Here is a 14421-nt window from a genome sequence, read left to right as displayed (position 1 = left end):
CTTTTATAGGTCTTTTCACCTTTTATTTTGTCATTTCTTCATATGCCGCTATACCATCTGCAACATGATTCATCAGCTTTGTAAGATAAGCCTTATCAGACAGGTTCCGGTCTTCTTCTGGATTCGTCATATACCCCAGTTCAACTAGCGTTACAGGTACAGTCGACCAGTTAAATCCTGAAAGATCACTGCGATAGCGAATGCCGTCTGCTTCGACAAACTGATCTTTTTTCACCTCTGTCAGAATAGCCTGAGATGCCTGCAGACTGCTTTGATAAATAGACTTCGTATAGGAATTATCTTCTGCAGGAGTGAGCACAGAAAATCCTTTTACAGAAGCATTTTCAGAACCATCTGCATGTATACGTACGTATAAGTCAGCTTTCGAATTGTTCGCAAGCTCCGCTCGTTCCCGGTTGCTGATATCTACATTATCAGAACTCCGAGTAAGCTTTACGGTTATGCCTTTTTCTTCGAGCAGCTGTTTTAATATCATAGAGGCTTCCAACGTCAGCTTGTATTCCGGCTTCTTGGTCACTACACCTGATGTGCCTCCGGAAACTTTTATTTTTGTTTCTGCTGCTCCCGGTCCGATTGGCTCTTTCTCTAAGTTAGCCTGGGATTGATGACCAGGGTCAATGTAGACTAAAAAAGGAGGAGGATCCGCTTTTTCAGGCATGTTGTTTTTTACATTTTTCACTTCATTACCTGCTTCGTGAGGCTGTACTGCTCGGAACTGTGAGATGGGCTGCTTCACTCTTTCTCCCTGCGCATGAGCTTTTGGTACATTTCCGCTAACAACGGCTTTCTCTGTTTGACCTTTCATCATAAAGAAAAATGAGAGTACTGCTATTATTGCAACAATACCTATTCCATAACTCCATACTAAGCGCTTCATCTTCGCTCACCAAACTTTCGAATAGAGTGGGATATTCCTTATGTTAAAGTACAAAATGTGTTAACGTTATTATCTCACAGAATATGGATTTTTTTGTATAAAACGTTAAAAATTAATGTCTATAATATCGGCAATATGTTATGTATATGCAAACAAAAGCAACACTACATAATGTAGTGTTGTTTTTCAAAAAAATGACGGATGGTTAAATCCGTTTTGCACCAATATAACGTGCTTTCCAGTAGCTGTTGCTAAGAGATGTAATCGTCACGCCTTTAGACGTAGAAGCTTGAAGAAACTGATTATTTCCTAAGTACACGCCTACATGTGAAGGACCTTTTTTATACGTTTGAAAGAAAACTAAATCTCCTTTTTGAAGCTTTGCTTTTGAAACGCTTGTCCCTACTCGATACATTTGTTCCGTTGTGCGCGGAAGTGTTTTTCCAGCCTTTTTGAAAATGTATTGAATAAATCCAGAGCAGTCAAAACCTTTTGTTGTTGTGCCTCCCCATTTATAAGGAACACCAATTAATTTTTTACCAGTAGCAATAGCCGTGTCTTTGTATGAATATGACGCTGCTTCTACTGTTTGAGCAGGTGCAATAAACGGACTGGCTCCGCTAAATAAGACTGCCGCTGCCGTTATAGACCCAATGATGGCTTTTTTCATTTTTTTCCTCCATTATGTAACCGAACGTTACGTTTCTATGAACTTATTTTTCAATATGTTCGGTTTAATTATAATGAAAAAAGCCTCAAAAACTATTACGCTATGATTAAATAATGTTACAAAATGGTTACTTAGGAATTTTTATCTTTCGGTATGTATAGAAGAGGTTGACACATACCGAAATCAACTCAATCTAAAGACGAACAAATGAGATAAATGATCGGGTATGGATTACTTGTTGCACCGCTGTTGATTTCCGTGCAAGACTTCGCTTTCCGCGGGCGGGCGCTGAGCCTCCTCGTCGCGTACGCTCCTGCGGGGTCTCACCTATTCCGCTTTTCCCGCAGGAGTCTTCGTCTCGCCCTCCAATCAACCGCTAGAAGCAACTACATACACGAAACCTACACTTACCATCACCACAAAAAAATCCGAACGAGTTGGATTCTGCATCAAGAATCTCCATTCATCGTTCGGATTTCCCTTCAATTAAAACACTTTTGTTCAACCTCTTTTGTCTTTACTTTTCCTTTTGCTGTTTCAAAATTAAGTCCTGTTTCGCTTTAGCATCATGATGCTGCGCTAACTCACGTGAAAATTCTTCATTTGCTTGATCCGGAGCAATTTTTAACTCTTTTGGTGTTTGAGGCAGTGACCCTTTGTTGTTATGTGATGATTTGTGATTATTTGCTCTTCCCATGTTGTGACCTCCTTGTATTAATCATTTGTTTTTCATCTTTAGTTACTATTCCCAATTTTTCAAAGCAAATTCAAAGAAATAGGTTGAGATATAACTAAATAAATCCCATCTAAAGCCTAATAAAATGGATAAATGAGGTGATATGGATCACTTGTTATACGGCCGTTGATTTCCGTATAAGGCTTCGCTTTCCGCGGGCGGTCGATGAGCCTCCTCCTCGCTTGCGCTCCTGCGGGGTCTCATCTGTTCCGCTTTTCCCGCAGGAATCTTCGCCTTGTTCTCCAATCGACAACTAGAAGCAACTGCACAGATAAAATCTACATCAACATGAAAAAAATCCGAACGATTATTCGTTCGGATCTTTCTTCAACTAAAATGCTTTTGTCCCATACTCTTTGTTGTTACGATACTTTTTTTGTTACTTCGTTAATATAAGCTTCCTTGTCTTTATCGTTAAATTGACCTTCCCACTTCGAAATGACGATTGCACCAAGTGAGTTTCCAATTACGTTTACCGCTGTACGTCCCATATCTAACAAACGGTCGATTCCAGCGATAAAAGCAAGCCCTTCTACCGGAAGTCCTACAGATCCAAGCGTTGCAAGCAGTACAACAAACGACACGCCCGGAACTCCTGCAATTCCTTTAGATGTAACCATTAAAATTAATATCAGTGAAATTTGCTGTGTGATGCTCATATCAATACCGTACATTTGCGCGATAAAAATCGCAGCAAGCGCTTGATAAAGAGTAGATCCGTCTAAGTTAAATGAATATCCCGTCGGAATAACAAAAGATGTAATTGCTTTAGGACATCCGAACTTTTCCATTTTCGCAATAATACGCGGCAATACTGTTTCTGAACTTGCAGTTGAAAATGCTAGCAGCAATTCATCTTTTAGCACTTTTAATAAGTGGAAGATGTTAACGCCTGCCCATTTAGCTACAAGTCCTAGTACAACTAATACAAAGAAAATCATTGTGCCGTAAGCAACAATTACAAGCTTACTAAGCGGAATCAGAGACGCTAATCCAAATTTTGATACGGTTACACCGATTAAAGCAAATACGCCAAACGGTGCAAACTTCATAACTAAATTCGTTACCCAAAACATCGCTTCTGCCGTGCCTTCAAAGAATCTTAAAACCGGCTTGCCTTTTTCACCGATTGATGCAATTCCAAGTCCAAATAGGACCGAGAAGAAAATAATTGGCAGCATGTCGCCTGCAGCAATTGACTCAAATACATTCGTTGGAACGATGTGAACAAATGTTTCTACAAATCCTTTTTGCTCTGTAGCTTCTGCCGTTGATGTGTAGCTGCTGATATCTGATTTTTCAAGACCGCTGCGGTCCACACCAGTACCAGGGTGAAGCAAGTTAGCTGCTAATAAGCCTACAACAATGGCAACCGTTGTAATGATTTCAAAGTAAAGAATTGTTTTTCCGCCTAATTTACCAAGCTTCTTAATATCACCAACACCCGCAACGCCCACAATGATACTAGATATAACAATCGGCACCACGATCATTTTAATTAAATGAATGAATACGTCTCCAATTGGCTGGAGCACCTCAACTGCTTTAGGATTTCCGTAAAAAATAGCCCCTACAATAATACCTGCAATCAAACCAATTAGAATTTGTCCTGCTAATCCAAGCTTTTTGAACATATCTTTGCACCTTCCTTCTTTTTTCTAACAGCTCGAAGCTGTTTATTTGCACTTAATGTATTCAACAGATACAATTCCATTAAGAACTGTTTATTAAGTAGTTCTTTTATTCATAAGATTACATTATCACAGGCATCACAAAATCTAACAAAAACCTACTGAAACTAACAAAAAAGTTTTTAGAAAATTACAAAATGAAAACGCTGTAGTTTTTTTACTACAGCGTTTGTTTGACTTCATAATAGAGCATTTGAATAAATTTTTTTACGTTTATGCGACTCGGAGTGCTGCTTTTTCCCGTGCCTTTTTCTATATCTCTCATGCGCTGATGCACCATTGAAAAATCGAAAAACTTAGAAGCGTAATTTTCAAATTTAGGATTAAAGAAGTCAACCATGCCAAGAGAGGTCAAATGATTTAAAGACTGATAAATGGCTCTTCTTACTCGCTGTTCGGCTGCTTTCATTTCTTTTTGCAGCACGTCTTCTGAAAAAGATGAACCAAGCTTTCTCACGGTAATTTTCTCAAAGATTTCTTTGAGAGAAGGAAAATGCTGTTCATACATCGTGCTTTTTTCCGTTTGATGCAAGTAATTGATGATTTCAATCAAATCTTTACTTCCGCTTTCTCCTAAAATCCCAAGTTCTCTTAAAAGAAACCTGCAGGCTTCTGCCGGATCGCTTTCTTTTTTACCAAAAGAAGGCGTTTTTTGCTGATTTCCTACATTAAGTACGGTATTTAACGATTCTTGAATCTTCTCCATTGATTGTTGAACATGAATTCGTTCAATTACTTTTTGAATCACCATGAGCACTTCCATACGATTAAGCGGCTTCGTGATATAGTATTCAATGCCAAGCGAGTAGGCTTTTCCAATCAAATCTTTCGTTTCTACTTGTGACATCATAATAATTTTCCCTTTAAAAATATCCTTTATTTTGCGCACGGTTTCGATTCCGTCTTGAATCGGCATTAATAAATCAATAAATAAAATATCGATCTGCTGCAATAAAGAAAATTGATCATTTAACACAATCCCGTCTTCTGCTTCTCCTATAACCTCCCCTAGATCATTATCTTCAATAATTTCGGCTAACATTGAACGAAAGACTTCGTCATCATCTATGATATAAAATCGCATATTAGTCCTTATCCCCCATTAACGTAGAAATAGGTAAATCTATAGTAAATTGAACACCGGGGCTTGGAGACAGATTAATAAATTGAATACTTCCGCCCAGCTGCTCGGTCATTTGCTTAACGTAGACAAGCCCAAGACCCGTAGAAGGCGTCCCGTCCTTTGCATATTTAGATGTAAATCCCGCTTTAAAAATGAGACGTTCATGCCTTTTTTTCACTCCGGGACCGCTGTCTCTTACATACAATAAAATACGGTCTTCTTCTCGACATACGTCGATAATAATCGCGCCTTCTTTTTCAATCGCTTCGACCGCATTCGTTACTAGGTTATTAATTAATGATAAAAACAAGTACACGTGATAGCGAGGATGCTCTCCTAGAATCGAATATGAAAAATGAATATCTTTTGTTAACAGCGCCGCATATTTTTCATTGCTGCGCATGACGATTTGAAGCAGACTTTCGATTTCCATATACTCAGAAAATTCTTCTTTTGTAATGACCTTGGACAGTCCTGCTGATATCCGCTGGTTGTCTTTTTTAATATCATGTACTTCTCCTGCAATTTGTAATGCTTTTTGGCTAAAATCGTGCAGCGAAGTAAGCTGGTGGATATCCGCTTCGTGTAGTTCTTCATATAAATCATACGACTTTTTCGTAATCCGCTCAGCGTCCTGCAGCGTTTTTTTTAAATGGATGGATTCCTCATATAAATTTGAAAGCACAACAAGCAGCTGATCATTTTTTTGAGAGATTTGTCGTTCTCTAAGCTGCCCTTCGTAAAGTTTGATCATACTAAACAGGCATAGAACAAAGAAACTTCGAAAGACGCCTACAATAAAAATTTGCATGAACTCCGGGAACACAATATGATGATGAACCATTACATACATAAAAAACAATTCCATTCCGCCTGAAACCGTTTCGATGATGATGCTCCATATGCCAATAATCCACGGCTTTGAATGAAAATCGTTAATCTTAAACCAAGAAAAAGCAATTGCATAAACAAGATAATAAATCCCTGCTGAGCACCGGATCTGCAAAGAATGCAGAAAATCAAATGATTCGTAGTTATACCAGTCAAGGTACATTCGAAAGCCCACTATAGCACTAGCAACTAAAATACCTGGTATTACAGGAGATACCTTTCTTAAAAGCAGCAGTGAAAAGAAAAAAATGGGCACAGCAAAGCTAACTCTATACGTATCATGAAAAGGATAATATTTAAGCTCTCCTGCTAGCGGCACAACGACTATCATCACCAGAATGAGTAAAACATCTTTTTTTACTACCGTATCAACTTTCATCGTTCACTTCCTGCACTTTTTGAACATAAGTATATAGTTTAGCAATCTAAAAGACAATCGCTCTTCCCTATATTTTTTTACATTCCTACTTCCATTTATAAATATAGCCCATATATAAACGGTTATTTATTCTCTTTCATTATTCTCTGTAGTTTTTTAGATTTTCTTGTTTTATTTTGTAATTTTTGTTGTATAGTAGAAGTACCTTTTAAAATGTGAGGCTGTATCACAACTATTCATTATTATCACATCACCTGATAGCTACACTAAAAAGGAAAACTATTATTTTATAGGGGGAGCTTATTTTACAATGTGGATCATTACCGTTTACTCGAAAAACCAAAGTCCGACTATGTTTGAATTTGAATCAGAGGTAGAGGCGAAAAAGACATTTCAGGAGATTAAAGGGTGTAAGATCCTATCGGAAGTTATTTACTATAACGACCGAGTTCCCGCTTTAGCGTAAATCAGTTGATGTAGGAAATTTTACAAATTATCGGTTAAAAGCCACTTAAAGAGCCAAAGGATGATCCTATTCCTTTGGCTCTTTACTGTTTGATCAAAAAAACAGCGCTTCTTATGCAGAAACGCTATTTTTCTTCGTGAGCATACTGACTCCCCACATTACTATAAAGTTGACAAGCAGCGCAATAAATCCGACATTGATATCCTTCATTTGCTGAGGCAGTGACGGAAATAATGTACCAATAGTAGATCCGCTGATTGTAATATAGGCCACTACAATAATTCCAGCAACAATCCCCCACGCTGCTCCTTGTTTCGTTACAAAATTATTTTTCCTCAAACTGAAAAGCAGTGATGGAAACAGCTGTGTCATCAGACTATAGCCCATTAAAATAATCGTTGACAGCGTCGTTCCTCCGTTTAGCGTAAAGTAAACGGAAATGAGAGCCACGATTGGTACAAAGCTTTTCGCTAAAAGAGCAATACGCGCTTCGCTTGCTTGAGGCGCAAACGGTTTGTATATGTTTTTAGCCAGCAGCGTTGACGCACTCATTAACAGCATCGACCCCGGCACAAGCGCTGTCAGCAAACCGGCCCCTCCTATAATTCCAATAAACCAAGGATCAAAGGTTTGGATTGAGATCCGTAATAGCGCAAGATCCACGTCTCCTCCGCTTAAACCAGGAACTTTTAAAATAGCTGCAAATCCAACAAAAAATACAAAGAGCAGCATCAGCGTATAAAGAGGACTAATGATTGCATTTTTACGAAATACCTTTGCATTTTTCGCTGTATAACTTGAACTAAACACCTGCGGCCACATATAAAAACCAAGTACTAGTAAAATAACGGTCGAAATAAACCATGAGACGCTTAATCCTTGCTCAGGAAACTTTAAAAACCCTGGCTTCGCTGTATTCACCGCTTCAAACATCGGACCGTATCCTCCGTAATAATGAAAAGGCAAATAAATGCCTAAAAATCCAATCACAGCAAGCATCATAATGTCTTTAATAACGGCCGTCCATGCAGAACCGTGGATACCGGATATCATAACATACAGCGTTAAACTGATAGCTCCCATCCAAATGGCTGCCGGCATCGAAATGGCGCCGTAGGATGCTTGTGATACAATAATCCCCAATCCTTTTAACTGCACAACAATAACAGGAATGACGGCAATCACTCCTACAGCAGCTACAAGCACACCAAGGTAAGGGCTTTTATATTTGCTTACAAAAAAATCAGGCTGCGAAACGAGCTTATGATCTCTTGCATACTTCCAAATAACAGGAAGAAGCCAGTATGATAAGACATATGATAAGCTAATATAAATTAAGACATAAAGTGCAGGAGCTCCTTTGCCATAAGCCCATCCGCTTCCGCCTAGAAACGAAAACGTTGTATAGATTTCTCCGGCCATCAGCACAAACACTAAAATAGCCCCGAAACCGCGTCCGCCTACCGTCCACTGCTCCAAGTTCATATCTTTGCCTTTGGTTGATCGTATGCCAAGAAAAATAGCTGCCACTAAAAATAGTAAAATAATAATAAGTGCACTATTCATTCTTCTTCCCCTTCCCGATTTCTGGGATCAAGCTTGTACATAACCCCTAAAATAATGGACGTAAGCACCACCCATATCACCATCCAAAACATATTGAACGGCATACCGAGAACAAACGGAGTCACTCGATTAACAAAAGGAAGAAATCCTAATATGCCTACGAACGGAAGGACAGACAAAATATAGATAAATTTCATGACTAAACTCCTCCGACTTTCTAAAACTAACTTCTTTATATTACCACATATTCTGTCCATTCAATGAAGGAATGCTTGCATTTAAACTGAAATAATCTCCAAAAGATAAAATATTCTGTACTATTTTACAAAAATACTGTTTTCATTTTTCTGAATAAATAGTATAATTTCTTCTTATAGTTCGCAGGAGGTATCGTACAGATGAAAACAATAGAGAAAATCAGTACATTTGCAGGAAAAACATTTACGCTTTGGGTTATTTTAATTTCCGTTATTGCTTACTCATTCCCAGAGCACTTTGTATGGATTGGAAAGTACATCGTTCCGCTCTTAGGAATTGTCATGTTTGGAATGGGATTAACGCTGTCAGCGTCTGATTTCAGCGAAGTATTTCGAAGACCGAAAGAAGTAGCACTAGGCGTGGTGGGACATTTTATCATTATGCCGCTTCTCGCATTCGGTTTGGCGATTGGCTTAGATTTACCAAAAGAAATAGCAGTGGGCGTTATTTTAGTAGGCTGTTGTCCAAGCGGCACATCATCAAACGTAATGGTCTTTTTGGCTCGAGGAAACGTTGCGCTCGCAGTTGCTATCGCTTCTGTTTCAACCATTTTAGCACCGATTGTTACACCGCTTCTCATTTTATTATTTGCAAGCAAGTGGGTCGATATTGATATCATGTCTCTTATTATTTCCATTATACAAGTTGTCATCATTCCGCTTGCTCTTGGATTTACGATCAAAAAGTTTTTTGGAAAAGCTGCAGAAGCAAGTTCCAAAGCCCTTCCCCTTGTTTCAGTAGTCGCGATTGTCTTGATTGTATCCGCCGTTGTGGCAGGAAGCCAAGCACAGCTTGCTAAAACAGGCGGTATCATTTTTGCCGTAGTTGTTCTTCACAACATTCTTGGTTTCACAATCGGCTTCTTCTTTGCCCGCTTATGCGGAATGGATCTAGCCAAACAAAAAGCAGTGGCAATGGAAGTTGGCATGCAAAACTCAGGGCTCGGCGTCACTATCGCTTCCACTCACTTTTCGCCACTAGCCGCTGTCCCAAGCGCCATCTTCAGCGTCTGGCACAACATCTCAGGCTCAGTGCTGGCCTTTATCTTCAGCAAACTAAAAGACAAAAACCAGCCCTCTTCTAACAAAAATATGGCTGGCTAATACCATAAACTTATAAGGGAAGCACAAAAAGCTCCCTTGACTCTTCCCAAAAAGGTTTTAAAAAGTTCTTAAAAGGTTTTACCTAGGCGAATGCCACCAACCCCGCAAGGGGGGTGGCATTCGCTTAGGTATAGAAAAAGAGACATGGCCGATTTTGCCATGTCTCTTTTTCTACATCGATTCTAAACTATATTAGCCTCTTCCTGCTTGGAAAGAAGGGTATTTCGTCATACCACCATCAGCAAATAATGTAATACCTGTTACATAGCTTGCTTGTGATGATGCTAAGAATGCTGCAACTGCTGCTACTTCTTCTGGTTTACCGATGTAACCCATTGGAATCATGCTTTCTACGTCTGCACGTTGTTCTGGATCTGCAAATTTCTCTGCGTTAATTGGTGTGTTCATCGCACCTGGTCCAATGTTATTTACGCGGATACCTTTTGGCGCATATTCAAGAGCCAATGTTTCCGTCATTAGTTTCATACCGCCTTTACTTGCTGCGTAGTGAACAAATAATGGCCAAGGAATCATTTCGTGAACGCTAGACATGTTGATAACATTTCCTTTAATGTCGTTTTCAACGAAATATTTAATTGCTTCACGGCTTCCTAAGAATGCACCTGTTAAGTTTGTATCAATAACTTTGTTCCAGTTATCTAGAGATAGCTCATGAGAAGGAACTGGGTTTTCAACACCAGCGTTGTTAATCATTACGTCTAATGTACCAAATTCTTTAATAGCTGTTTGAACAAGATTTACAACGTCTTCCTCTTTTGTTACGTCGCCTTGAACGATGATTGCTTGTCCGCCTGCTTCTTCTACTTCTTTTTTCGCATCTAAAGCTTCTTCTTCATTGTTGTAATAGTTAATAACAACTTTTGCTTCTTCTTGACCGAAACGAACAGCCATTGCGCGTCCTAAACCTGTTGATCCACCTGTAATTACAACTACTTTATCTTTTAAATCTGTATACATAATAAAATCCTCCTAGTGTTTTCATTTATTCATACATACTATCATTAACTTTTACGTAAACGTTAACTTTTAGCCATTCCGAGGAATACGCCACCTAAAATGATGAGCACAATACCAATCGTAATCGAAATAAGCTGACGCTTCGTTTTCTTTTCTCCTAATAAGAAGATACCGCCAAGCGTTGAAATAACAATTCCCATTTGTGATAATGAGAAGCTTGTTGCAACCCCTACTTTAGGTTGAGAGATAAATAAGAACATATTACCAGCTGCCCAAATCAGCCCTGGAATAATGTTGCGAATTGCGTATTTATTAAACGGTTTGTGTTTATAAGTAAGTATAAGTCCCCCAATTAACATACCAATAGCTTGTGGGAATAGCGCCGACCATCCGTCTACATTAAATAAACGAGCGACAACTACATACACTAAGTATCCAATTGTTGAAATAATAAGGGTAATAATCCCTTTTTTGAATTGTCCAGATTGCTCTGCATTTTTTTCGCTTTCTAGTGATGTTAACACAATACCAATAACAATAAAGATAAGAGCTAACACACCTAAAATAACGGTTGTTGTTGTTGACCACTCGTGAAATACGATAACACCAAACAGCGATGTCGTCACAAGCTGCATACCAGTTGAAATTGGCATGGTTTTTGAAACACCAATATAATCAATCGTTTTCAACTGATTACTTTGCCCAACTGCCCAAAATAATCCTGAAACGATTCCGACAATAAAAATAAGCGGCGTCAATACGGGATGAACTACGAAGTAAATAACGGCTGAAAAGATCAGCGCACCAATTGTAGTCCCAAGCGTTTGACTGTAAGGACCTCCGCCCAATTTAACGTTGAACAGGACAATACTTCCCCAGAAAATCGCAGGAAGAATAGCCAAAAGGATATCCATTTGATACTAACCTTCTTTCTCAAACTCTTGATGTAATTGTAAATTTAAAGTACCTTTTGTTTAACTAGGTAACTTTATGTAACCAATCTTAGACCTTTTTTCTTGATACGTCAACAATAATATGTCGATTTTGTGACTTTTTTTAAATACTTTACAATACAGCGTTTCCAAGCTACTGAAAGTTTTGAAAATAAAAAAAGATAGCCTTTTCATTATCCAAATGTTAGTATATAATAACATTACAGTGGTTACTTTTAATATCCTATATACAATAAAGTAGGTGACATCAATGAATGATTTTGATGAGTTATGTCCAAAAGTGTGGAAAACATTCGATATAATCGGAAAAAGATGGAATGGATTGATCATTTATGTCCTTATGAGCGGACCTAAACGCTTTAGTGAAATTCACAGCAGCATTCCTTCTTTAAGTAAACGAATGTTAACCGAACGAATGAAAGAACTGGAAGAAGAAGGAATTGTGATCCGGCACGTTATTCCTGAACGTCCCGTTCGCATTGAATATATCTTAACCAAAAAAGGATCAGAGCTTGGTATGATCTTAGGGCCCGTCAGTAAGTGGGCAAAAACATGGATAAAATAAAAAAGCCTCCAGTGAGGCTTTTTTTACGTTTGATAGAGGATATAATTATTTTTCCCTTCTCTTTTCCCTTTGTATAACGCATCATCTGCATTTTTTAATAATAAAGCAGCCGATTCCCCGTCCTCTGGATAAATAGACACGCCGATGGTAGTTGTTGTGCGCAAACAATAGCCCCGTACATTCCAGTTTTGCTGAAGAGATACATGAATCCGCCTAGCAATTTGTTCAATTTCCCGTCCATTTGTTACGTTTAAAATAATGATAAACTCGTCTCCGCCCAAACGATAAATGCGATCGCCTTTCCGTACACAGCTTTTTAATCTCTTCGTGTATGCTTTTAGAAATTCGTCGCCTATATGATGGCCATATTCATCGTTAATCTGCTTAAAATTATCACAGTCGAGAAACAAAAGCGCAAAAAACTCATCGCTTTTTCGCTGCCCTTTTTCAATTACTTTGTTTAACTCTTTTAATAACATCGCCCGGTTGGGAAGACCTGTTAAACTATCGTGAGTGGCTTCAAAATGAAGTTTATTTTCTAACGCTTTTTGCTCAGTAATATCATTATGAATGGACACATAATGAGTAATATTTCCGTCTATATCTTTTAACGGCACAATTGTTTTCGATACCCAGTATGACTGATGATGCTTCGTCCCCATTTCAAGCTGCCCTCGCCATACTTTTCCGCTTTTTATTGTTTCAAGCAGCTCAGAATGGTCATGATGAAGCCCTGCATCTCGATAATACTTCCCCAATAAATCTTCTTTTTCATAACCTGAATACTGTACATACATATCATTTACATAGGTAATAGTTCCACTTGCATTTATAATCATAACGCTAGCTGATTCATCAAGCGCATATTTTATATTTTCAAGTTCTTTCATTGTATAAGCCAGCTGTTCTTCTGCTTCTTTTTGAGGCGTAATATCGTGTAAGATTGCATAGGCGCCAACCGTTTGATTATTTACTTTAACAGGAATAGTTGTAATGTACACGTGCTGTGCGGAATGTTGACTTCTACGAAATGTTAGCTCTGTGCTGTAGCTGATTGCTTTATATACATTCCAGGACTTGTAATTACAGGCTCCCAGCCGTTTAGCAATATCTCGGTAATTTTGATGGAGCACATCACTTGCAGAAAGCTGCAGCGTTTCTAAGAATGCACTGTTAATATTTAAAATCGTACCGTCCAAATTCAGCATACAAACCGCGTGGTGGTGGTTTGTAAATAGCGATTTGTACCACTGTTTACTTTTTATGAGTTCCAATTCTAATCTTTTAATAGCTGTGATATCTCGGTAAATCACCGAATAGGCGACCAGTTGATTTTGATAGTCATAAATCGGTGAATAGCTGACAGATACACACACGCTTTCGCCGTTTTTTGTGTACCTGACTGTTTCATAAGGAGGCAGCGTCTTACCATTTTTTAATTCTTCGATTAATTTAAGGTTTTCTTTTTCTTCTTTCTTTGACACGATGTTCATCTCTTGACGGCTTTTTCCTATAACTTCTTCTTTTCTCCACTGAAATAGCTTTTCGAATGCTCCATTGACTGTTAAGATCTTCTCATCACAGTCAGCAATTAGAATGGCGTCTACCGTGTTTTCTAGAAACGCATCGAGTAAACGCGTGCTCTCTTCCTGTGTTTTTTTATAATGAATTTCTTGAGCCATGACAAGGACATGTGAAGGGGTTGTCGCTTGATTAAAAAGAGGGGTAAATGTTACTTCATATGCATGCCGGTCGGGCTGAAAAAGCTGTATGTATTGATATTGAATCGGTTCTTTCGTGGCAATAGCTTTTTCACAAAGTGTGTAAAAAAGCAGATTTTCTTCTTTATTGATTATCTTTTTTTCCATCTTGTCAAAGAATTGCTGAGCTGCTTTGTTACATTCTTTATAATATAGCTGATGTTTTTCTTGCTGAATTAAAATAACAGGCTGCGGCATATTCATAAAATAAAATTGGAATACCCCTTCACTATACATACTAAATATCCTCCATCTGCCTTTGGAATTTCACTAAACGTCTTGTTTTGACATGTAATTCACTCATTATCCCTAACCAACACGTCTTCTTTATCACTTAAAATATTTTAACAATCGCACAAAATCACATAATTTTATAAAAATTCA

At 38.3% G+C, this 14421-nt stretch carries 15 protein-coding genes; 2 read left to right on the top strand and 13 right to left on the bottom strand.

Translation table 11 applies throughout. The annotated features are described in order from the left end of the window. Window positions 1-22: 22 nt before the first annotated feature. From LIS78_RS05390 to LIS78_RS05345, 10 genes are all read right to left on the bottom strand, one after another. Entirely contained in the window at window positions 23-898 is an 876-nt protein-coding gene (locus LIS78_RS05390; RefSeq protein WP_209151084.1) for an N-acetylmuramoyl-L-alanine amidase family protein, read from the bottom strand. A gap of 205 nt (window positions 899-1103) precedes the next feature. Further along, on the bottom strand, window positions 1104-1568 hold the full coding sequence (locus LIS78_RS05385; RefSeq protein WP_013055770.1) for a C40 family peptidase: 465 nt from the start codon (window positions 1566-1568) through the stop codon (window positions 1104-1106). A 193-nt stretch (window positions 1569-1761) separates the two neighbouring features. Then, window positions 1762-1941 carry a hypothetical protein gene (locus LIS78_RS05380; protein WP_209151083.1) on the bottom strand — a complete coding sequence of 60 codons (180 nt, stop codon included), beginning with the start codon at window positions 1939-1941 and terminating at the stop codon, window positions 1762-1764. Between the two features lie 144 nt (window positions 1942-2085). After that, the gene (locus LIS78_RS05375; protein ID WP_013055768.1) at window positions 2086-2265 is read right to left on the bottom strand and encodes a YfhD family protein; all 180 of its coding nucleotides are present in this window, start codon (window positions 2263-2265) and stop codon (window positions 2086-2088) included. A gap of 154 nt (window positions 2266-2419) precedes the next feature. Then, on the bottom strand, window positions 2420-2557 hold the full coding sequence (locus LIS78_RS05370; RefSeq protein WP_252284756.1) for a hypothetical protein: 138 nt from the start codon (window positions 2555-2557) through the stop codon (window positions 2420-2422). A gap of 109 nt (window positions 2558-2666) precedes the next feature. Further along, complete coding sequence (locus LIS78_RS05365; RefSeq protein ID WP_028407730.1) at window positions 2667-3938, bottom strand: cation:dicarboxylate symporter family transporter; 1272 nt, start codon at window positions 3936-3938, stop codon at window positions 2667-2669. A gap of 217 nt (window positions 3939-4155) precedes the next feature. Further along, window positions 4156-5079 (bottom strand): response regulator, encoded by a 924-nt coding sequence (locus LIS78_RS05360; RefSeq protein ID WP_209151082.1) that lies wholly within the window; start codon window positions 5077-5079, stop codon window positions 4156-4158. A 1-nt stretch (window position 5080) separates the two neighbouring features. After that, window positions 5081-6388, bottom strand: coding sequence for a sensor histidine kinase (locus LIS78_RS05355; protein WP_252284755.1), 1308 nt, complete (start codon window positions 6386-6388; stop codon window positions 5081-5083). Window positions 6389-6965: 577 nt separating this feature from the next. Next, window positions 6966-8420: a sodium:solute symporter family protein gene (locus LIS78_RS05350; RefSeq protein WP_252284754.1), complete on the bottom strand. Its 1455-nt coding sequence runs from the start codon at window positions 8418-8420 to the stop codon at window positions 6966-6968. Next, window positions 8417-8617, bottom strand: a complete 201-nt coding sequence (locus LIS78_RS05345) for a DUF3311 domain-containing protein (RefSeq protein ID WP_013055761.1) — start codon at window positions 8615-8617, stop codon at window positions 8417-8419. The genes LIS78_RS05350 and LIS78_RS05345 overlap by 4 nt, the downstream gene beginning before the upstream one ends. 201 nt (window positions 8618-8818) lie before the next feature. Between LIS78_RS05345 and LIS78_RS05340 the strand changes: the two genes are divergently transcribed. Beyond that, entirely contained in the window at window positions 8819-9781 is a 963-nt protein-coding gene (locus LIS78_RS05340) for a bile acid:sodium symporter family protein (protein ID WP_252284753.1), read from the top strand. A 192-nt stretch (window positions 9782-9973) separates the two neighbouring features. On the opposite strand, the gene gdh is transcribed toward LIS78_RS05340, so the two are convergent. Together gdh and LIS78_RS05330 are read right to left on the bottom strand one after the other, a co-directional pair. Further along, window positions 9974-10759: a glucose 1-dehydrogenase gene (gene gdh / locus LIS78_RS05335; RefSeq protein WP_025749618.1), complete on the bottom strand. Its 786-nt coding sequence runs from the start codon at window positions 10757-10759 to the stop codon at window positions 9974-9976. A gap of 62 nt (window positions 10760-10821) precedes the next feature. Beyond that, on the bottom strand, window positions 10822-11673 hold the full coding sequence (locus LIS78_RS05330; RefSeq protein ID WP_025749619.1) for a RhaT/GlcU family sugar-proton symporter: 852 nt from the start codon (window positions 11671-11673) through the stop codon (window positions 10822-10824). Window positions 11674-11962: 289 nt separating this feature from the next. On the opposite strand from LIS78_RS05330, the gene LIS78_RS05325 reads away from it, so the two are divergent. After that, window positions 11963-12277, top strand: a complete 315-nt coding sequence (locus tag LIS78_RS05325) for a winged helix-turn-helix transcriptional regulator (RefSeq protein WP_028407725.1) — start codon at window positions 11963-11965, stop codon at window positions 12275-12277. A gap of 23 nt (window positions 12278-12300) precedes the next feature. Here the strand turns inward: LIS78_RS05325 and LIS78_RS05320 are convergent, their stop codons facing one another. Next, window positions 12301-14274 (bottom strand): sensor domain-containing diguanylate cyclase, encoded by a 1974-nt coding sequence (locus LIS78_RS05320; protein WP_252284752.1) that lies wholly within the window; start codon window positions 14272-14274, stop codon window positions 12301-12303. Window positions 14275-14421: the final 147 nt, after the last annotated feature.

Origin of the sequence: Priestia megaterium, assembly GCF_023824195.1 — a bacterium.
GTDB lineage: Bacteria > Bacillota > Bacilli > Bacillales > Bacillaceae_H > Priestia > Priestia megaterium_D.
This window is presented reverse-complemented; position numbering and strand designations above follow the sequence as displayed.